The following is a 19,392-nucleotide window of genomic DNA, read 5'->3' as shown; positions in this document are numbered from 1 at the left end:
GGACCTGCCACGGTGCAGGGCTGCGGTGCTCCACGCATGGTAGTCCGCATGCTGGGATCACGCGCCGCCCGGTATCAGCCGAGCAAAGCCAGGGCGAACAGCGAGGCGGTCGCGGCGGTTTCGGCCATCGCGCCGAGCACGTCGCCGGTGATCCCGCCGAACCGCCGCACACACCGGCCGAGCAGCAGTCGGGCACAGCCGGTGCCGAGCACAACGGCCAGTGGGAGAAAGAGAGTTGACCGTCCGTCGAGCAGTCCCGCGGCGGCCAGGGCGAGCGCCGCGGCGGCCGTTGCGGCGGCGGCCCCGGCGGGCGGCACGGTGCCCGCCACCATCGCCCCCAGCCCGCCGGGCCGGGCGGCCGGCACCGACCGCACGCAGCCCCAGGAGAGCGCGCACCGGGCGGCCGTCGCCGAGGCGAGCACCGCGAGCGCGCCGCGCAGCGGCGAGTGGCCGAACTGCCCGGCCAGCGCGGCGACCTGGGCGAGCAGCACGAGGACCAGGGTCAGTACGCCGAACGGACCGATGTCGGACTGCTTCATGATGCGCAGCGCGTCCTCGGCCGGCTTCCCGCTGCCCAGCCCGTCGGCGACGTCCGCCAGACCGTCGAGGTGCAGCCCGCGGGTCAGTCCGGCGAGCACCCCCACCGCGGTCACCGCGCCGAGCAGCCCGCCCGCCCGCCAGGCCACCAGCGCCCCGGCCGCGGCCGCCAGGGCCCCCAGCACCAGCCCGACCAGCGGGGCCGTCAGCATCGCCCGGGCCGCCGCGGTCCGGTCCCACCGCTCCACCCGCACCCGCAGGACGGACAGCGTCCCGAACCCGAACCTCAGGCCGTCGGCCCAGCCGGCCCGATCGCCGCCGTTCGCCATGAATCGCGTTCCTCTCACAAACAAGCAAGAACGCCCCTGGCCAGGGGCGTTCTTGTGGGGTGTCAGGCAGTCAGCCGGGCCGCTACAGCTTCCGCAGCAGGTCCGCCGCCGAGGGCAGCTTGGGCTGCTCCCTCGGCGCGCTCGGCGCGGCCGGTACGAACGGCTTCGGCGCCTCGTCGGCGAGCAGGTCGCCCGCGGCCTGGAGCAGCGGCAGCGCCAGCAGCGCGCCGACGCCCTCGCCCATGGTGATGCCCTGGTCCTGCAGCGGCGTCAGGGTCAGCCGGTCGTACGCCTTCGCCTGGGCCGGCTCGCCGCTGGACTGCCCGGCCCGCCACCACTCCGGCGCCCGGAAGGCGATCCGCTGCGCGACCAGCGCGCAGGCCGCCGAGACCACGCCGTCCAGCACCACCGGCAGCCGTCGGACGGCCGCCTGGAGCAGGAAGCCGGTGATCGCCGCGAAGTCGGCCCCGCCGGTGGCGCCGAGCAGCGCCAGCTGGTCGCCGAGCACCGGCCGGGCCCGCCGCAGCGAGTCCCTGATGGCGGCGCACTTGACCATCCACACGCGGTCGTCGATGCCGGAGCCGCGCCCGGTCACCGCCGCCGCGTCCGTCCCACAGAGCGCGCCGACCAGTACGCCGGCCACCGTGGTGGCGCCGACCCCGAGGTCGCCGAGCAGCACCAGGTCGGTGCCGGCGTCGGCCTCCTCGTCGGCGACGGCCATGCCGGCCCGGAACGCCCGGACGGTCTCCTGCGCGGTGAGCGCGTCCTCGACGTCGATCCGCCCGGAGCCGCGCCGGATCCGGTGGGCGACCACCTCGTCCGGGAACTCGTGCGGGTCGGCGTCCACCGCGACGTCGACGACCCGCACCTGGGCGCCGTAGCGCGCGGCCAGCCGGGACACCGGCGCGCTGCCGTCGAGCACGGCCCGCACCCGGGCCGCGGTGCCGCCCTCGGCGGGCATCCGGGAGACCCCGAGCGCCGCCACGCCGTGGTCGGCGGCGAACAGCAGCACCTTGGGGGCGGAGACCGGCAGCACCGGCGAGCGCCCCTGTACGGAGGCCAGCCAGCTGCCCAGCTCCTCCAGCCGGCCGAGCCCGCCGCGCGGCCGGTCGGCCGCCTGCCAGCGTTCCTCGGCGGTCCGCCGGGCGCTCTCGTCGGGGCGCTCGACGAGAGAGGAGAACGTATCGAGATCCACGGTCGTGTCCATCGTCCGGAAGGCTACACGCCGAAGGTGTTCAGTTTGAGGCTGGCTTGACGTCCGGCTTGATGGTGAGCGCCTGTCCGGCCACCACCAGCAGGACGCGCTCCGAGGCGTCCGCCACGGCCATGTTGAGCCGGCCCAGGGTGTCGCGGAAGCGGCGGCCCGCGGGGGTGGCCGGGACGACGCCCATGCCGACCTCGTTGCTCACCGCGACGGCCGTCCGTCCGGTGGCGGCCCAGGCCCGGGCCAGCGCGTCGCAGCGGCGCCGCACGGCGGCCTCGCCGCCGTCCGCCCAGACCGCGTCGTCCCAGGCGCCGCACTCGTCCATCACGGCGGTCAGCCACAGGGCGAGGCAGTCGATCAGCACCGGTGCCGGGTCGGCCGGGTCGGCGAGCACGGCCTCCAGGTCGCAGGTCTCGGCGGTGCGCCAGCTCCCCGGCCGGCGCTCCCGGTGCAGCGCGACCCGCTGGGCCCACTCGGCGTCGCCGTCCCGGGTGCCGCCGGTGGCCACGTACAGGACGTCCGGGTGGTCGGCCAGCAGCTGTTCGGCGCGGGTGGACTTGCCGGAGCGGGCGCCGCCGAGCAGCAGCGTGCGGGGCAGCGGGGGACGGGTGGGCTCGGGTGGGGTCGCCATGCCGCCATCCTGCCCGAGAGGTATACGGCGGGTCGGGTCGGGCAGGCTATGGTGCGCAGCACACAGGCAGCGTCAGTGGGAGGAGCCGGGCATGGTCTGGACGTGGCGGTACGAGAAGGCGGACGGCAGCGCGGTGACGCCCGGCGGCGGCCAGGAGGAGTTCGCCGGCCAGGGGGACGCCGAGACCTGGATCGGGGAGACCTGGAAGCAGCTCGCCGAGGAGGGCGTGGACACCGCGGTCCTGCTGGAGGACGGCAACAAGGTCTACGCGATGAGCCTGCACGAGGGCTGAGCCCGGGGCCGGGCGCGCGGGGCTACTTCGCCCCGATCACGTGCAGGAGCGCGGCGACCTGCCGGTACGGGTCGGTGCGGCCGGCCCGGTCCTCGGCTTCCAGGAGCTGGGCCAGCTGCCGCCCGTCCACCGGCGGGGCCGCGTCGTCCGCGGCGTTGTCGGTGAAGACCCGCACGCCGTACCAGTGCCGCAGCGGCACCGACACCTCGGAGAGGGTGACGGTGAGGTCGGAGAGCCGGTCGGCCCGTGCGGCCAGTCCGACCCGGTTGTAGTACCGGTCGCTCTCGAAGGCGTGCAGGGCGGCCCGCCAGTCCCCGGCGGCGGCCGGCCGCAGGGCGAGCGAGTCGCGGTTGCGGACGAGCAGCGAGAGCAGTCCCCCGGGCGCCAGCAGCCGGGCCAGCGAGGCGATCATCGGGTCCGGGTCGGGCAGGTACATCAGCACGCCGTGGCAGAGCACCACGTCGAAGCTGCGCGGGCCGAACCAACGTCCGCACTGGTGGCCGTCGCCGCTGAGCAGCTGCATCCGGCCGCGGACCTCCGGCGGCTCCTCGGCGAGCGCCGCCTGGGCGACGCCGAGCGCGACCGGGTCGGAGTCGATCCCGGTGACGTAGTGGCCGGCCCGGGCCAGCCGCAGCGCCTGGGTGCCCTGGCCGCAGCCGATGTCGAGGACGCGCTGCGCGCTGCGGCCGGACAGCTGTTCGGCGAGCTGGCGGGCGACGAGCTCCTGGCGGACGAAGTTGCGCAGTCCGCCGGGCCGGGTCGGCCAGGCGGCGGTGCCGCCCGCGAAGGATCCGCTGCGCGAGGGCAGCCGGCGCTCCTGCGCGATCCGGTCGTGGCCGCCCTCGCCCTGCCCCGGAAGCGTGCGCCCCTGTCCGGGCACCGCGTAGAGGCCGGGCCCCTCCCAGGAGGGCGGGGCCCAGCCGGAGTCGACCGGTTCGGCGGTCAGGGCTTCTCCCCGCGCCGCACCTGCGGCTTGGGCAGGCGCAGCCGGCGCATCTGGAGGGTGCGCATGATGCCGTACGCGACGGCGCCGCGGGTGTTCTGCCCGGCGAAGCGCTCGGCCAGCTGCTTGCGCAGGCCGAGGCCGAGGCGGACGAAGTCCAGGACGACGAACACGAAGAACAGCAGGAACAGCAGCGTGGAGAGCAGTTGGAGGGTCGGCACCTTGACGATGCTGAGCACCAGGATGACCACGGCGGCCGGGAGGAAGAACTCGGCGAGCGACCAGCGGGAGTCCACGTAGTCGCGCGCGAACTTGCGCACCGGACCCTTGTCACGGGCCGGCAGGTGGCGCTCGTCGCCGTTCATCAGGGCCTGGCGCTGCTTCTCGCGCTCGGCGCGCATCCGCTCGCGCCCCTGGCGGGCGGCCTCCTTGCGGTCCTTGGGCACGGTCACCCGGGTACGCCGGTTGGCCTCGGCCTCACTGCGCTTGGGGGTGGGGCGGCCCTTCTTGGCCTGCGGGTCGCGGGCCTGGGTCGTCTCGTCCTGCTTCTCCAGCACGGTGGCGGAGGCGGCGGCATCATCTGAACGGCGTCGGAACACACCACCAGCGTACGGGGTGCCGGGCGGCTTCCACGGGTGACCTCGGACCCAAACGCATATCGATACCGCAGGGACGGCGGCCGGGCCGCGTTTCCGGGGGCCTTCCCGTAGGGGATCAGTCGGATGGACGATGGGAGGTATGAGGGGCGGATCCACCCGGGGGAGGAGGAAACGCCTCCGGTCGCTGTAGCAGTCTTGTTGCAGGCAGGTGCACTGCGGCGACGGGCTCGCTGCACATACACTCGTCGTGTCTGGTAACGAGATAGAGACCGCAGGCCGGAGAAGGGGGCACCCGAGGCCCATGAGCGACGGAATCATGAAGCGTATGGGGCTGATCTTCCGCTCCAAGGCGAACAAGGCCTTGGATCGGGCGGAGGATCCGCGTGAGACGCTCGACTACTCGTACCAGAAGCAGCTCGAGTTGCTGCAGAAGGTACGGCGCGGTGTCGCGGACGTCGCGACCTCGCGCAAGCGGCTCGAGCTCCAGCTGACCCAGCTCCAGCAGCAGTCGGCCAAGTACGAGGACCAGGGCCGCAAGGCGCTGTCGCTCGGCCGCGAGGACCTCGCCCGCGAGGCGCTGACCCGCAAGGCCAACATGCAGTCGCAGATCACCGACCTGGAGACGCAGTACCAGCAGCTCCAGGCCGAGGAGGAGAAGCTCACGCTCGCCTCCCAGCGACTTCAGGCCAAGGTGGACGCCTTCCGCACCAAGAAGGAGACCATCAAGGCGACGTACACGGCCGCGCAGGCGCAGACCCGCATCGCCGAGTCCTTCTCCGGCATCTCGGAGGAGATGGGCGACGTCGGCCTGGCGATCCAGCGTGCCGAGGACAAGACCGCCCAGATGCAGGCCCGCGCCGGCGCCATCGACGAGCTGCTCGCCTCCGGCGCGCTCGACGACGCGAGCGGTCTCGGCCGCAAGGACGACATCGAGGCCGAGCTGGAGCGCGTGGCCGGCGGTTCCGACGTCGAGCTGGAGCTGGCCCGGATGAAGGCCGAGCTGTCCGGCCCGTCCTCGGCCGGTCCCGCCGCGATCGAGCAGGGCAAGCAGCCGGGTGCCCAGCCGCAGCCGCAGCAGGACACTCCGCGCATCAATTACAACAAGTGATCTGAGCTCGACCCCACGAACCAGGGAGACGCACGGCATGATCATGAGGGTCATGGGTGAAGGGCAGTACGAGGTGGGCGAGGACCACCTGAACCTGCTCAACGAGCTCGACGCGGAGCTTGTCACCGCAGTGGAGTCGGGGGACGAGACGCTCTTCCGCCAGGCCTACGGCAAGCTCATCGACGCGGTGAAGCAGTTCGGCACCCCGGTGCCGCTGGATTCCCTGGAGCCGTCCGAGCTGATCCTGCCGAGTGCCGACGCGACGATCGACGAGGTCCGCGAACTGCTCATGGCCGACGGCGAGGGCGTGATCCCGGGCTTCCCCGAGTAGCGCCTGCGGCTGCTGCCAGACGAAAGGGCGGGCCCCCTCCGATGGGAGGGGGCCCGCCCTTCGTGCGTACGGCCGGGGGTTCCCGGGCCCGGGCCCGGGAACTGCGGACTACGGCAGGGCCAGCATCCGGTCCAGCGCCGCCTTGGCGTACTTCTCGGTCTCCGGGTCGACGGTGATCACGTTCGGCACCCGGCCCTCGACCAGCGACTCCAGCGCCCAGACCAGGTGCGGCAGGTCGATCCGGTTCATGGTCGAGCAGAAGCAGACCGCGCGGTCCAGGAAGACGATCTCCTTGTCCGGGTGCGCCTTGGCCAGGCGGCGGACCAGGTTCAGCTCGGTGCCGATGGCCCACTTGGAGCCGGGTTCGGCGGCGTCCAGCGCCTTGATGATGTACTCGGTCGAGCCCACCATGTCGGCGGCCGCGACGACCTCGTGCTTGCACTCGGGGTGCACCAGGACGGTCACGCCGGGGATCCGCTCGCGGACGTCGTTCACCGAGTCCAGGCTGAACCGGCCGTGCACCGAGCAGTGGCCGCGCCAGAGGATCATCTTCGCGTTCCGCAGCTGCTCGGCGGTCAGGCCGCCGTTCGGCCGGTGCGGGTTGTAGACCACGCAGTCGTCCAGCGAGAAGCCCATGTCCCGCACCACGGTGTTGCGGCCGAGGTGCTGGTCGGGCAGGAACAGCACCTTCTGGCCCTGCTCGAAGGCCCACTCCAGGGCGCGCTTGGCGTTGGAGGAGGTGCAGATGAGGCCGCCGTGCCGACCGGTGAAGGCCTTGATGTCGGCGGAGGAGTTCATGTACGAGACCGGGACGGTCACGTCGGCTATGCCGGCGTCGGTCAGCACGTCCCAGCACTCGGCGACCTGCTCGGCGGTGGCCATGTCGGCCATCGAGCAGCCGGCGGCGAGGTCCGGCAGGACGACCTGCTGCCGGTCGCTGGTGAGGATGTCCGCGGACTCGGCCATGAAGTGCACGCCGCAGAAGACGATGTACTCGGCCTCGGGGCGGGCCGCCGCGTCGCGGGCGAGTTTGAAGGAGTCGCCGGTGACGTCGGCGAACTCGATCACCTCGTCGCGCTGGTAGTGGTGGCCGAGGATGAACACGCGGTCGCCGAGCGCGGCCTTGGCCGCGCGGGCGCGCTCGACGAGGTTCGGGTCGGAGGCCGGGGGGAGGTCACCGGGGCATTCGACGCCGCGCTCGCTGTTCGGGTCGGCCTCGCGGCCGAGCAGCAGCAGAGCGAGCGGGGTCGGGGTGGGGTCGACGCCGTGGGTCTCGGTGATGGTGGTGGTCACGGGCGGGTGCCCTTCTGTGCGGCCGAGCTAGCGGTGGGGCCTTTTCGTCTAACTGACGCTATCTATTCTAACCGCTTAGCGTCAGAGTGACGATGGCCATCCTGTCGATGTGACGAGAACCGCTCGTCGAAACGGATGCTTCCGTCGGTGGCCGAATCGATATTTCGAAGCCCGCGGGTATGGCTGAGCCCATGAAAGCAATTGCGATCAACCGCTACGGCGGCCCCGAGGTGGTCGAGTACATCGACCTGCCCGACCCCAAGGTCGGCCCCGACTCCGTGCTGGTCGAGGTCCGGGCGGCCGGGGTGAACCCGGTGGACTGGAAGGTCAGGGACGGCGCCCTGGACGGCATCCTCGACGCGCACTTCCCGCTGGTCATGGGCTGGGACGTGGCCGGCGTGGTCCGCGCGGTCGGCGGTGCGGTCACCGAGTTCGCCCCGGGCGACGAGGTGTTCGGCTACGTCCGCAAGGACGCCGTCGAGCACGGCACCTACGCCGAGCTGGTCTCCGCGCCCGTCCGCACCCTGGCCCGCAAGCCGGCCGCGCTGGACTGGGCGCAGTCCGGCGGCCTGCCGCTGGCCGGGCTCACCGCCCTCCAGAGCCTGCGGGCACTGCGCCTGGCCGAGGGGGAGACCGTCCTCGTGCACGCCGCCGCCGGCGGGGTCGGCCATCTGGCGGTGCAGCTGGCCAGGGCCGCCGGCGCCCGGGTGATCGGCACCGCGGCCGAGCGCAACCACGACTTCCTGCGCGGCCTCGGCGCCGATCCGGTGGCCCACGGCGAGGGCCTGGCCGACCGGGTCCGCGCGCTCGCCCCCGACGGGGTGGACGCGGCGCTCGACCTGGTGGGCCACGGCGCCGTCGGGGTCTCGGCCGAGCTGGTGGCGGACCCGGGCCGGATCGCCTCGGTCGCCGACTTCGGGGTCAAGGCGGTCGGCGGCCGGTACGTCTGGGTCCGCCCGGACGCCGGCGGCCTCGCCGAGCTGGCCGCGCTCGCCGACGACGGGCGGCTGACCGTCACCGTCGCCTCCACCTTCCCGCTGGCCCAGGCCGCCTCCGCCCAGGCGCTCAGCGCCGAGGGCCGCACCCGGGGGAAGATCGTGCTGCTCGTCCCGTGACGGCTTCCCGACGTCCCGTGACGGCCTCCCGCCCGTCATCCGGCGGCGGTGAACTCGTCCAGGTCATCCGCCAGAATGGTGACGAACCGTTTCGGTATTGGCAGTCCGCCGCCCGGAGCGACCCCGCCGCCCCCCGTACGACCCGTGGAGCCCCGTACCCATGACCAGCAGCCGAGCGCACGAGGTGGTCGGGGCCGACCTGGACGAGACCGACCGGCTCCTGCTCGCCCGGCTCGGCAGCGACGGCCGCGCCTCGTACGCCGAGATCGGCCTGCAGGTGAACCTCTCCGCCACCGCCGTGCGCCGGCGGATCGACCGGCTGCGGGCGCGCGGCGTGGTGCGGGGCTTCACCGTGGTGCTCGACCCGTCCGTGCTGGGCTGGCAGACCGAGGCCTTCGTCGAGGTCTACTGCCGCGAGCGCACCGCCCCCGAGGAGATCCTCGCCAGCCTGCGGCAGTTCCCCGAGGTGGTCGCCGCCTGGACGGTCACCGGCGACCCGGACGCCCTGGTCCACCTGCGGGCCGCCGACACGCGCCACCTGGAAGCCGTCATCGAGCGCATCCGGCGCGAGCCCGGCGTGCAGCGCAGCCGCTCCTCGGTGGTCCTCTCCCAGCTCATCGGGTAGCGCCAGCCGGCCGTACGCAGGAATCCTGCGCGGACCCGCCCGAAGACGCCCGAAACCTGCCTGACCAGCCGCGTTCCGACGCGCGGCGGGGCGTTCGCGCTGCCTACTCTGATCACGTCCGGTCGTCGCGGTGAAGCCTCCCGCCGCCCGGGCGCCCCCCGACACCCCACGCCGAGAGGGACAGCCGTGTCCGCAGCACCCGACCGCATGCACCGGCCCGACAACGACCTGGTCGACCTGGTTTTCGACTACATGCGGGAGCGGCTGCAGTACGACCCCGTCCCGCTCGACCACCCCGGTGACGGCGAGCACCTGCGCGCCCAGCTGGCCGGCCTGCTCAACCAGCACGGCAACAACCCGGTCGACGTGCTCAAGCTGTACGACCACGAGCTGTCCCGGGCGGTCATCTCCGCCGACAGCCCGCGCTACCTGTCCTTCATCCCGTGCGCCCCGACCAAGGCCGCGCTGCTGTTCGACATGGTCGTCTCCTGCGCCTCCCTGCAGGGCATCTCCTGGCTGGAGGCGGCCGGCGCGATCGCCGCCGAGAACCAGGTGCTGCGCCTGATCGCCGACCGGGCGGGCCTGCCCCAGTCGGCCGGCGGCACCTTCGTCTCCGGCGGCTCGGCCGGCAACCTCTCCGCCCTGGTCGTCGCCCGCGACACCGCCCGCCGCCGGCTGGGCGTCGGCCCGGAGGCCCGGCTGCGGATCGCCGTCGCCGACCAGGTGCACTCCTCGGTCAAGAACACCTTCAACATCATCGGCGTCGAGGCCTTCAAGGTCCCGACCGTCGACCGGCGGTTCACCGGCGAGGCGCTGCGCGCCGCGCTGGCCGCCGACCCCGACCCCGAGACGGTGATCGCCGTCGTCGGCACCGCCGGCACCACCAACGAGGGCATCGTCGACGACCTCAAGGGCCTGGCCGAGGTCGCCCGCGAGCGCGACCTCTGGTTCCACGTGGACGGCGCCTACGGCGGTGCCGGCCTGTTCGCCCCCTCGGTGCGCGAGCGCTACGACGGCATCGAGCACGCCGACTCCTTCGTGGTCGACCCGCACAAGTGGCTGTTCGCCCCCTTCGACTGCGCCGCGCTGATCTACCGCAACCCGCAGCTCGCCCGCGCCGTGCACACCCAGGACGCCTCCTACCTGGACGTCCTGCACACCGAGGGCGACGAGTGGAACCCCACCGACTACGCCTACCACCTGACCCGGCGTGCCCGCGGCCTGCCGCTCTGGTTCTCGCTGGCCGTGCACGGCGTCCAGGCCTACACCGACGCCATCGAGGCCGGACTCACGCTGGCCCGGGAGACCGCCCAGCTGATCCGCGAGACCGAGCACCTGGAGCTGCTGTTCGACCCGCAGCTCTCGGCGGTCTGCTTCAAGCGCGTGGGCTGGACCAACGACGACTACTACCGCTGGTCGCAGCAGCTGCTCGCGGACCAGATCGGCTTCGTCACCCCCACCGGCTGGGACGGCGAGACGGTCGCCCGCTTCGCCTTCCTGCACCCCGGCACCACCATGGAGATGGTCCGGGAGATCCTGGACACCATGGTCTGAGCCCCCTGACGTCCACGGCCCCGCCGGCACTCCGGCGGGGCCGTACGCGTGCCTACAGGAACGCCCCGCTCGGCAGGTACGGCGTCGGCGGCCGCATCCCGCGCACCCCGACGAAGCCGCCGGCCCGCGGCGTCAGCCCCACCTCCAACCCGACGTCCAGCGCCCACTCCTGCTCCGCGGTCAGGTGCTCCACCCGTGCCTCGACGCCGTCCGGCACCCGGGCCAGCGCCTCGCGCAGCAGCCGGGCGGCGATCCGCTTGCTGGTGGCCGCGAGCAGCCGCACCACGCCGCCGTCCCGGTAGCAGTAGCCGCTGCCGGCCAGCGTGTCGGCGATCAGCAGCTCCTCGAAGTGGCCCAGCATCAGCTCGTGGTCCGGCCCGTGCGCGGACCCGCGCAGCCGCCGGTCCACCGAGTCCAGCAGGTGCAGGTGGGTCGCGTTGCCGCGGTGCACCGGGATGTCCCCGGGGTCGAGCAGCCCGTCCCGGTCCACCCGTCCGGCCAGCCGCATCGCCGGGTGCAGGGTGAACCCGGCCAGCCGGTAGCGGCGGGCCGCCGCCGGGGAGTCCGCGGCGCAGACCATTCCGCGCAGGCAGCCCCGGGAGTGCGCCGCCGCCCGCTCCAGCAGCAGCCGCCCGACGCCCTTGCCCTGGGCGGACGGCCGGACGGCGAACAGGGAGGGCGCCCACAGGCCCTCCCGACGGATCGACAGCACCGCCCCGACCGGCTCGCTGCCGCTCTCGGCCAGCCAGCAGCCCCCGGGATCGGTGCGCGCCAGGTGTCTGGTCCCGGCCAGCCGCAGGGGCGTCGGCCCCGGTGCCGCCCCGGCCGGGGAGGTGTCGACGAACGCGGCGTCGGCGAGTTCCCGGACGGCCTCCGCGTCCGCGGCGGTGTCCCTGACCGGGCGAATGATCATGAGGACCATCCTGGCGTCCGGCGGCCCGCCGCGGGGCCGGTTCACCCGGATCCACGACCTCGGGACCGCGCGACGGTGACCCGCCGTCCGGGGGTGTGCGAGCATGGGGAGCGTAGGGGACGCGGGTGGCACACCCGGCCCACGGATATCCAGCCGCGAACAGGCCGCACAATTCATCGCCCACCCGGGAAATGAAACCGGACGGCGGTTGGTTGGCACTGGCGGCAGACCGTCGTCAAGACCGGGAGAAAGCAGATGACCGTCCAGGACGAGACCACCGTCGAGAGTGGCATCCTCCTCACCGATGCCGCCGCGGCCAAGGTCAAGGCCCTGCTGGAGCAGGAAGGCCGCGAGGACCTCGCGCTGCGCGTCGCCGTCCAGCCCGGCGGCTGCTCCGGCCTGCGTTACCAGCTGTTCTTCGACGAGCGCTCGCTCGACGGCGACGTGATCAAGGACTTCAACGGTGTCAAGGTCGTCACCGACCGGATGAGCGCCCCGTACCTGGGCGGCGCCACCGTCGACTTCGTCGACACCATCGAGAAGCAGGGCTTCACCATCGACAACCCGAACGCCACCGGCTCCTGCGCCTGCGGCGACTCGTTCAGCTAAGCCCGCTGCGGAAGGCGGCCCCGGGGTCACCCCGGGGCCGCCTTCTCGTTCCTCCGGCCGCGGCGCGGCTACCGTCCGGCGACGTCCGGGCTCACCGGGTCAGGCCCGATGTGCGGGTCGCCCTCCAGCGGCACCTCCTGGCCGCTGGTCCGGTCCACCACGGTCCGCCCCGCCAGCGGCGAGCGCAGGTCGGCCGACACCGACTGTCGCTTGGCCAGGGCGTTGCACACCTGACCCGGCTGGACGGTCGGCGGTCCCGGCACGACCAGCACGTCCACCCGGCCCGGCTGCGACTCGTCCGCCTTCAGCGCGTACGTGGTGCAGACCCCGCCGAAGAAGTAGACGGTCAGCTTGGTGGTGCCGTCCACCCGGTAGCCGACCGGCGGGCGCACCGGCGAGCCCGCCCCGTTCGGGTTCGGCTCGCCCACCGCGATCCCGTTGCCCGGGGGAGTGGCCGGGGCCGGCTGCCCGGGTGCCGGCGAGGCCGCCGTGGCCGTCTGGCCGGCCGGCGGCTGAGCGGTACCGGGAGCCGGCCCGGTCGCGGCCGCCGAGGACGGGCTCGCGGAGTCCGCCGGGGCCTGCGCGGAGGCACTCGCCGAGGCGGAGGCGGCGCCCGCGCCGCTCACCGCCGAGTCCGAGGCGGACTTGTCGCCCCCGTCACAGCCGGCCACCGTCACCACCGCCGCCAGTGCCAGAGCGGCCAGGGCCACCGCCCGCCGACCGCGCCGGGGCATCGTCTCCAGGTCCATCTGCACATCCTCCCGAGGGCTCAGCGGTGCCGCCTCCTCGCTGCTCCGCGCGGATGTGACGTGCTCCGGTCGGATCCGGTTCCGCGCCGGTCCCGACCCGTTCCGATCAACCCGGCCCGGCGGGGCTCAGAACCCGTACTCGGCCATCCCGGCGACCACCCGCCGCGCGCCGGAGGGCACCCGGAAGCCGGTCGGCGAGGGAGCGGCGGGCTCCGGGCCGGCCGCGACCTCGGGCCAGAACCGGCGCAGCCGCCGGGAGGAGTCCACCAGGGCGTCGAGCGTCTCGCCGTCCTCGGTCCGCAGGACGGGCGGGGCGCAGTGGTCGGTCGTCATCGGTATCGCTCCGATCCAGGGCCGTGGCCACGCTGCCACGGTCTTCGACGGGGCCCGCACGACGGGCCCTCCACGGCCGACCCTAGGCAGTGGCCCGGCCGCCCACCAGTGCTACCGGGAGGTAGTACACGTCGGGGGGCAACGGGTGCCACCCTGGCCTTACGGGCGGCAACTTGCGGCACTCCTGCCTGGGGGCTCCCCGGGGCCGGGTACCGTGGGTGGGTTCATCCCCGCCTGCCCGCTGGCCCAGCAGCCACCCTGAGGAGACCTTCCGTGCGTATCGCCGTCGCCGGCTCGATCGCCACCGACCACCTGATGACGTTCCCGGGTCGGTTCGCCGACCAGCTCGTCGCCGAGCAGCTGCACACCGTGTCGCTGTCCTTCCTGGTCGACGCCCTGGACATCCGCCGCGGCGGCGTCGCGCCGAACATCGCCTTCGGCATGGGGGTCCTCGGCCTGCGCCCCGTCCTGGTCGGCGCCGCCGGCGCGGACTTCGCCGAGTACCGCAGCTGGCTGGAGCGCAACGGTGTGGACTGCGACTCCGTCCACATCTCCGAGACCCGCCACACCGCGCGCTTCATGTGCACGACGGACGAGGACCACAACCAGATCGCCTCGTTCTACACCGGCGCCATGGCCGAGGCCCGCAACATCGAGCTGAAGCCGATCGCCGACCGCGTCGGCGGCTTGGACCTCGTCCTGATCGGCGCCGACGACCCGCAGGGCATGGTCCGCCACACCCAGGAGTGCCGCACCCGCGGCTACGCCTTCGCCGCCGACCCCTCCCAGCAGCTGGCCCGCCTGGAGGGCGACGACATCCGCGAGATCGTGGACGGCGCCGCGTACCTCTTCACCAACGAGTACGAGGCCGCGCTGATCGAGAGCAAGACCGGCTGGGGCGCCGAGGAACTGCTCACCCGCGTCGGCACCCGGGTCACCACCCTGGGCAGCAAGGGCGTGCGGATCGAGCGCAAGGGCGAGGCGCCGATCCTGGTCGGCTGCGCCAAGGAGGAGGCCAAGGTCGACCCGACCGGCGTCGGCGACGCCTTCCGCGCCGGCTTCCTGGCGGGTCTGTCCTGGGACCTCGACCTTGAGCGTTCCGCCCAGCTCGGCTGCATGCTCGCCACCCTGGTGATCGAGACCGTCGGCACCCAGGAGTACGAGCTGCGCCCGGCCACCTTCCTGAAGCGCTTCGAGGAGGCCTACGGCGCCGAGGCGGCCGGCGAGATCGCCGCGCGCCTGGTCAAGTAGTCCGCCCCGCTCAGGAGCGGCGCACCACGAGGTAGGCCGAGCCCCGGTCGCCGCCGTACTCGGCGGCCGGGGCCTCGCCCGCGTACTCCTGCCCGCGCATCCCGCACCAGGCCGGGATGTCCAGCCGGGCCGCGTCGTCGTCCGCCAGCACGACGACCGTGCCGCCCGGCGGCACCTCGCCGATCCGCTTCGCCAGCTCGATCACCGGCAGCGGGCAGCGCTTGCCCAAGGCGTCGATGACCGTGACTCGCCCGCTCGCCTCCGGGCGCTCGGACCCGGTGCCGACACTCGTCGCTCCGGCACTCCCTCCTTCGTCGCTCGCTTGTCGCTCCTCACTTTCGGCACCGGCGCGCCCTTCGGCTCGGGGCGGGGTGACTCGCCCGTTCGCCTCAGGAGGCTCGGCGCCGGTGAGCTCCACGGGCGCCGCCGGCGCCGGCAGGTCCAGCCCGAGCGGCGCCCGGACGCCGGCCACCAGGTCCGGCAGCACCGCGAGGAAGCGCTCCACGTCGGCCTCGGCCGTTCCGTACGGCAGCGAGACCCGCACGTTCCCCTCGGTGAGCACTCCCATCGCCGCCAGCACATGGCTGGGCGTCAACGTGGACGAGGTGCAGGAGGAGCCGGAGGAGACCGCGAAGCCCGCCCGGTCCAGCTCGGTCAGCAGCACCTCCCCGTCCACGTACATGCAGGAGAAGGTGACGATGTGCGGCAGCCGCCGCACCGGGTCGCCGACCACCTCGACCTCGGGCACCAGCCGCGGCACCCGGGTGCGGATCCGTTCGACCAGTGCGTGCAGCCGGGCGTTCTCCCGTTCGGCCTCGGCCCGTACGGCGCGCAGCGAGGCGGCCGCGGCCACGATCGCCGGGACGTTGACGTAGCCGGGCACCCGGCCGCCCTCGCGCTCGTCGGCCGGCAGCGGCGAGGCGTACCGGACGCCCTTGCGCACCGCCAGCACCCCCACCCCGGGCGGGCCGCCCCACTTGTGGGCGCTCGCCGTCAGCAGCGACCAGCCCGCCGGGACGTCCAGCCGTCCGGCGCTCTGCGCCGCGTCCACCAGCAGCGGGACGCCGGCCTCGGCGCACAGCGCGGCGACCTCGCCGACCGGCTGCACCGTCCCGACCTCGTGGTTGGCGCTCTGCACCGCGGCCAGCGCGGTGTCCGGGCGCAGCAGCGCGCCGAGCGCCCCCGGGTCGACCCGGCCGCCCCGGTCCACCGGCGCCACCGAGACCTCGCCCCCGCCCGCCAGCTGGCGCTCGGCGACGTGCAGCACGCTGGAGTGCTCCACCGCGGAGTGCACGAAGTGGCCGCCGCGCCGCCGGTTCCCGGCCAGGGCGCCCAGCAGGCCCAGTTGGACGGCCTGGGTGCCGCTCGCGGTGAAGGCGATCTCGTCGGGCCGCGCGCCCAGCACCGCGGCGACCGTCTCGCGGGCGGCGTCCAGCAGCATCCGGGCCTGCCGGCCGGAGCGGTACAGCCGGGCCGGATCGGCCCAGCCCTCGTCCAGGGCGGCGGTCAGGGCCTGCCGCGCGACGGGGTGCAGGGGGGCCGTCGAGGCCACGTCGAAATACACGGTCACATTTAACGACACACCCGGTCCGCGACCCGGTCCGACCGCGCGACTCACCCGCCGTCAGTCGATCATCCTGAATGTCCGCTTCGTCCGTGCCCGACGGGCCGTCACGGGCGTCGTCCGAGGTCATCCCCCGATCGGGCGTACGGACCTCGAATGCCTGCGATGACCTGCGACGCAGCCCCTGCCGGGCCTGATCGGGCTAGCAGGCGGCGCGTTACCGGGGGCTGCCCGTCAGGAGCGCATAAGGCTGGAGTAGGGTTTGGCCCGCATAAGCATTCAAACCGTGCCCGTGGACGGGTCGCCGGGGAGGCTCACACTCCTCCCCGGGGCGACGCGAAGGCGGGCGAGACTTCGGGAAGGCGCTACGTGAGTCCCAACGGCTCCGACCGCTCGCCGCGGCGCACGATGCGGCGGAAGCTGCCTCAGGCGCTGGCACTGGGCCTCGTCATCGCGACCGCCACCGGCTGCTCGGCCAACGACCTCCCCAGGCTTGGCCTCCCGAGCCCCGTCACCGAGGAAGGGCCCATGGTCCTCCGGATGTGGCAGGGCTCCTGGATCGCGGCGCTGGTGGTCGGCGTACTGATGTGGGGTCTGATCATCTGGAGCGTGATCTTCCACCGGCGCAAGCGCACCGGTGTGGAGATCCCCCCGCAGACCCGGTACAACGTGCCCATCGAGGCGCTCTACACCGCGGTCCCCATCATCATCGTCTCGGTCCTCTTCTACTTCGTCGCCCGCGACGAGTCGAAGCTGACGCAGGTCTCCGAGAAGCCGCAGCACTACGTCAACGTGGTCGGCTTCCAGTGGAGCTGGGCGTTCAACTACGAGAACACCGAGACCCCCGACCCGGCCAACAAGGACGCCGCGTACGAGGTCGGTACGCCCAAGGACGCTCCGACGCTCTGGCTGCCGGTCAACGAGAAGGTGCAGTTCCGCCTCACCTCGCGTGATGTCATCCATGACTTCTGGCCCGTCAACTTCATGATGAAGATGGACGTCGTGCCGGGCGTGGTGAACAAGTTCGAGGTCACGCCGACCGTCAAGGGCGAGTACATGGGCAAGTGTGCCGAGCTCTGCGGCGTCGACCACTCGCGCATGCTGTTCAACGTCAAGGTCGTCGACCGTGCCGACTACGACAAGCACCTGGCCGAGCTTCGCGCCAAGGGCCAGAACGGTGCGGTGCCCTCCGGCCTGATCACCATGGGAAGTGAAGAGAAGTGACAATCCTCAACGAGCCCGCCGCGGCCGGCGGGGGCGCCGAGGCCGTCACGGTCGGGGCGCAGCGGACCCGGAAGCCGGGTTCGACCATCATCAAGTGGATGACCACCACTGACCACAAGACGATCGGCACGCTGTACCTGGCCACGTCGTTCGCCTTCTTCCTGATCGGTGGCATCCTCGCCCTGGTCATGCGCGCCGAGCTGGCTCGTCCCGGGACCCAGATCCTGTCGAACGAGCAGTTCAACCAGGCGTTCACGATGCACGGCACGATCATGCTGCTGATGTTCGCGACGCCGCTCTTCGCCGGCTTCGCGAACTGGATCATGCCGCTCCAGATCGGCGCCCCGGACGTGGCGTTCCCGCGTCTGAACATGTTCGCGTACTGGCTGTACCTCTTCGGTTCGACCATCGCGGTGGCGGGCTTCGTCACCCCGAACGGCGCCGCCGACTTCGGTTGGTTCGCCTACTCCCCGCTGTCCGACGCCGTGCACTCGCCCGGCATCGGCGGCGACATGTGGATCATGGGTCTGGCCTTCTCCGGCTTCGGCACGATCCTCGGTGCGGTCAACTTCATCACCACGATCATCTGCATGCGCGCTCCCGGCATGACGATGTTCCGGATGTCGATCTTCGTCTGGAACGTCCTGCTGACCTCGGTGCTGGTCCTGCTGGCCTTCCCGGTGCTGGCCGCCGCGCTGTTCGCCCTGGAGGCGGACCGCAAGTTCGGTGCCCATGTCTTCGACCCGGCCAACGGCGGGGCGATGCTCTGGCAGCACCTGTTCTGGTTCTTCGGCCACCCCGAGGTGTACATCATCGCGCTGCCGTTCTTCGGCATCGTGTCCGAGATCATCCCGGTCTTCAGCCGCAAGCCGATGTTCGGCTACTCCGGCCTGATCGCGGCCACCATCGCGATCGCAGGTCTGTCCGTGACGGTGTGGGCGCACCACATGTACGTCACCGGGCAGGTACTGCTGCCGTTCTTCTCGTTCATGACCTTCCTGATCGCGGTCCCGACCGGTGTGAAGTTCTTCAACTGGGTCGGCACCATGTGGAAGGGCTCGCTGAGCTTCGAGACCCCGATGCTCTGGACGGTCGGCTTCCTGGTCACCTTCCTCTTCGGTGGTCTGACCGGTGTTCTGCTGGCCTCCCCGCCGATCGACTTCCACGTCTCGGACTCGTACTTCGTCGTCGCCCACTTCCACTACGTGGTCTTCGGCACCGTCGTCTTCGCGATGTTCGCCGGCTTCCACTTCTGGTGGCCGAAGATGACCGGCAAGATGCTGGACGAGCGCCTCGGCAAGATCACCTTCTGGACGCTGTTCGTCGGCTTCCACACCACCTTCCTGGTGCAGCACTGGCTCGGCGCGGAGGGCATGCCCCGCCGCTACGCCGACTACCTGGCCGCGGACGGCTTCACCACCCTGAACACCGTCTCGACCATCGGCTCCTTCGTGCTCGGCCTGTCGATCCTGCCGTTCCTCTACAACGTCTGGAAGACCGCCAAGTACGGCGAGAAGGTCGCCGTGGACGACCCGTGGGGCTTCGGCCGCTCGCTGGAGTGGGCGACCTCCTGCCCGCCGCCGCGGCACAACTTCCTCACCCTCCCGCGGATCCGCTCCGAATCCCCGGCCTTCGACCTCCACCACCCGGAGATCGCCGCGCTGGACTACCTGGAGAACCACGGTGAGCCGGCCAAGCACCTCGCCGGCGTGACCCCGGCGAAGTACGACGCCCCGAAGCTGGACAAGGGCAACAAGGAGGGCGACGCCTGATGAAGGAACAGGGAAAGATCTTCCTGGGCCTGTCGGTCTTCGTGCTGGCGATGGCCCTGACCTACGGTCTGTGGACCAACCACTCGGACCTCGGCATCGAGGCCGCCGGTACCACCGCGCTGTTCCTGGCCTTCGGCCTCTGCGCGTTCATCGGGTACTACCTCGCCTTCACCGCCCGCCGGGTGGACAGCGGCGCGGGTGACAACCCCGAGGCCGAGGTCGCGGACGACTCCGGCGAGCTGGGCTTCTTCGCCCCGCACAGCTGGCAGCCGCTCTCGCTGGCGCTCGGTGGCGCGCTCGCCTTCCTGGGCGTGATCTTCGGCTGGTGGCTGATGTTCTGGGCCGCCCCGATCATCATGATCGGCATCTTCGGATGGGTCTTCGAGTTCTACCGGGGCGAGAACCAGAACCAGTAG

The 19,392-nt window shown here is 72.5% G+C and carries 20 protein-coding genes and 1 pseudogene; 11 read left to right on the top strand and 10 right to left on the bottom strand.

The window, feature by feature from the left end; genetic code table 11:
• Positions 1–74: 74 nt before the first annotated feature.
• From ACWDBE_RS04750 to cobU, 3 genes and pseudogenes are all read right to left on the bottom strand, one after another.
• Complete coding sequence (locus ACWDBE_RS04750) at positions 75–866, bottom strand: adenosylcobinamide-GDP ribazoletransferase (protein ID WP_449807208.1); 792 nt, start codon at positions 864–866, stop codon at positions 75–77.
• 82 nt (positions 867–948) lie between these two features.
• Positions 949–2,073 carry a nicotinate-nucleotide--dimethylbenzimidazole phosphoribosyltransferase gene (locus ACWDBE_RS04745; RefSeq protein WP_449807207.1) on the bottom strand — a complete coding sequence of 375 codons (1,125 nt, stop codon included), beginning with the start codon at positions 2,071–2,073 and terminating at the stop codon, positions 949–951.
• Between the two features lie 28 nt (positions 2,074–2,101).
• Positions 2,102–2,755 (bottom strand): annotated as a pseudogene (cobU, locus tag ACWDBE_RS04740) (bifunctional adenosylcobinamide kinase/adenosylcobinamide-phosphate guanylyltransferase); the annotation flags it as partial.
• A gap of 37 nt (positions 2,756–2,792) precedes the next feature.
• Between cobU and ACWDBE_RS04735 the strand changes: the two are divergent.
• Positions 2,793–2,993, top strand: coding sequence for a hypothetical protein (locus ACWDBE_RS04735; RefSeq protein ID WP_392869445.1), 201 nt, complete (start codon positions 2,793–2,795; stop codon positions 2,991–2,993).
• Between the two features lie 22 nt (positions 2,994–3,015).
• Here ACWDBE_RS04735 and ACWDBE_RS04730 read toward each other — a convergent pair whose 3' ends face one another.
• The gene (locus ACWDBE_RS04730; protein WP_402405485.1) at positions 3,016–3,738 is read right to left on the bottom strand and encodes a class I SAM-dependent methyltransferase; all 723 of its coding nucleotides are present in this window, start codon (positions 3,736–3,738) and stop codon (positions 3,016–3,018) included.
• 197 nt (positions 3,739–3,935) lie between these two features.
• A complete protein-coding gene (locus ACWDBE_RS04725; RefSeq protein WP_449790758.1) occupies positions 3,936–4,535 on the bottom strand; it encodes a DUF3043 domain-containing protein in 600 nt (199 codons plus the stop codon).
• 316 nt (positions 4,536–4,851) lie between these two features.
• On the opposite strand from ACWDBE_RS04725, the gene ACWDBE_RS04720 reads away from it, so the two are divergent.
• Together ACWDBE_RS04720 and pspAA are read left to right on the top strand one after the other, a co-directional pair.
• Positions 4,852–5,643 carry a PspA/IM30 family protein gene (locus ACWDBE_RS04720; RefSeq protein ID WP_449807206.1) on the top strand — a complete coding sequence of 264 codons (792 nt, stop codon included), beginning with the start codon at positions 4,852–4,854 and terminating at the stop codon, positions 5,641–5,643.
• A 37-nt stretch (positions 5,644–5,680) separates the two neighbouring features.
• A complete protein-coding gene (gene pspAA, locus ACWDBE_RS04715) occupies positions 5,681–5,974 on the top strand; it encodes a PspA-associated protein PspAA (protein ID WP_392869440.1) in 294 nt (97 codons plus the stop codon).
• Positions 5,975–6,082: 108 nt separating this feature from the next.
• Here the strand turns inward: pspAA and nadA are convergent, their stop codons facing one another.
• Positions 6,083–7,267 carry a quinolinate synthase NadA gene (gene nadA, locus ACWDBE_RS04710; RefSeq protein WP_449807205.1) on the bottom strand — a complete coding sequence of 395 codons (1,185 nt, stop codon included), beginning with the start codon at positions 7,265–7,267 and terminating at the stop codon, positions 6,083–6,085.
• 191 nt (positions 7,268–7,458) lie between these two features.
• Between nadA and ACWDBE_RS04705 the strand changes: the two genes are divergently transcribed.
• From ACWDBE_RS04705 to ACWDBE_RS04695, 3 genes are all read left to right on the top strand, one after another.
• Positions 7,459–8,382, top strand: a complete 924-nt coding sequence (locus tag ACWDBE_RS04705) for an NADP-dependent oxidoreductase (RefSeq protein ID WP_449790757.1) — start codon at positions 7,459–7,461, stop codon at positions 8,380–8,382.
• A 160-nt stretch (positions 8,383–8,542) separates the two neighbouring features.
• Positions 8,543–9,007 carry an Lrp/AsnC family transcriptional regulator gene (locus ACWDBE_RS04700; protein ID WP_449790756.1) on the top strand — a complete coding sequence of 155 codons (465 nt, stop codon included), beginning with the start codon at positions 8,543–8,545 and terminating at the stop codon, positions 9,005–9,007.
• Positions 9,008–9,193: 186 nt separating this feature from the next.
• Complete coding sequence (locus tag ACWDBE_RS04695; protein ID WP_449807204.1) at positions 9,194–10,561, top strand: pyridoxal phosphate-dependent decarboxylase family protein; 1,368 nt, start codon at positions 9,194–9,196, stop codon at positions 10,559–10,561.
• Positions 10,562–10,613: 52 nt separating this feature from the next.
• On the opposite strand, the gene ACWDBE_RS04690 is transcribed toward ACWDBE_RS04695, so the two are convergent.
• Positions 10,614–11,474 (bottom strand): GNAT family N-acetyltransferase, encoded by an 861-nt coding sequence (locus ACWDBE_RS04690; protein ID WP_449807203.1) that lies wholly within the window; start codon positions 11,472–11,474, stop codon positions 10,614–10,616.
• Between the two features lie 255 nt (positions 11,475–11,729).
• On the opposite strand from ACWDBE_RS04690, the gene erpA reads away from it, so the two are divergent.
• Positions 11,730–12,083, top strand: coding sequence for an iron-sulfur cluster insertion protein ErpA (gene erpA / locus ACWDBE_RS04685; RefSeq protein WP_316520866.1), 354 nt, complete (start codon positions 11,730–11,732; stop codon positions 12,081–12,083).
• Between the two features lie 68 nt (positions 12,084–12,151).
• On the opposite strand, the gene ACWDBE_RS04680 is transcribed toward erpA, so the two are convergent.
• Positions 12,152–12,832 (bottom strand): hypothetical protein, encoded by a 681-nt coding sequence (locus ACWDBE_RS04680; RefSeq protein ID WP_449807202.1) that lies wholly within the window; start codon positions 12,830–12,832, stop codon positions 12,152–12,154.
• A gap of 126 nt (positions 12,833–12,958) precedes the next feature.
• Positions 12,959–13,165 carry a hypothetical protein gene (locus tag ACWDBE_RS04675; RefSeq protein ID WP_449790752.1) on the bottom strand — a complete coding sequence of 69 codons (207 nt, stop codon included), beginning with the start codon at positions 13,163–13,165 and terminating at the stop codon, positions 12,959–12,961.
• A gap of 273 nt (positions 13,166–13,438) precedes the next feature.
• On the opposite strand from ACWDBE_RS04675, the gene ACWDBE_RS04670 reads away from it, so the two are divergent.
• The gene (locus ACWDBE_RS04670) at positions 13,439–14,416 is read left to right on the top strand and encodes a carbohydrate kinase family protein (protein WP_402405398.1); all 978 of its coding nucleotides are present in this window, start codon (positions 13,439–13,441) and stop codon (positions 14,414–14,416) included.
• A 10-nt stretch (positions 14,417–14,426) separates the two neighbouring features.
• Here ACWDBE_RS04670 and ACWDBE_RS04665 read toward each other — a convergent pair whose 3' ends face one another.
• The gene (locus ACWDBE_RS04665) at positions 14,427–15,986 is read right to left on the bottom strand and encodes an aminotransferase class V-fold PLP-dependent enzyme (RefSeq protein WP_449807201.1); all 1,560 of its coding nucleotides are present in this window, start codon (positions 15,984–15,986) and stop codon (positions 14,427–14,429) included.
• Positions 15,987–16,349: 363 nt separating this feature from the next.
• On the opposite strand from ACWDBE_RS04665, the gene ctaC reads away from it, so the two are divergent.
• The 3 genes from ctaC to ACWDBE_RS04650 are packed head-to-tail and all read left to right on the top strand — an operon-like array spanning position 16,350 to position 19,392.
• Positions 16,350–17,204, top strand: a complete 855-nt coding sequence (gene ctaC, locus ACWDBE_RS04660) for an aa3-type cytochrome oxidase subunit II (protein ID WP_392869423.1) — start codon at positions 16,350–16,352, stop codon at positions 17,202–17,204.
• A complete protein-coding gene (gene ctaD, locus ACWDBE_RS04655; protein WP_449790750.1) occupies positions 17,201–18,976 on the top strand; it encodes an aa3-type cytochrome oxidase subunit I in 1,776 nt (591 codons plus the stop codon). Before ctaC ends, ctaD begins: the two co-directional genes overlap by 4 nt.
• Positions 18,976–19,392, top strand: a complete 417-nt coding sequence (locus tag ACWDBE_RS04650) for a cytochrome c oxidase subunit 4 (protein WP_392869420.1) — start codon at positions 18,976–18,978, stop codon at positions 19,390–19,392. The genes ctaD and ACWDBE_RS04650 overlap by 1 nt, the downstream gene beginning before the upstream one ends.

The sequence above is a fragment of the Kitasatospora sp. NPDC001132 genome, from assembly GCF_053598415.1.
Note: the sequence above shows the minus strand (reverse complement) of the source record. Positions and strands in the feature narration are given on the sequence as shown.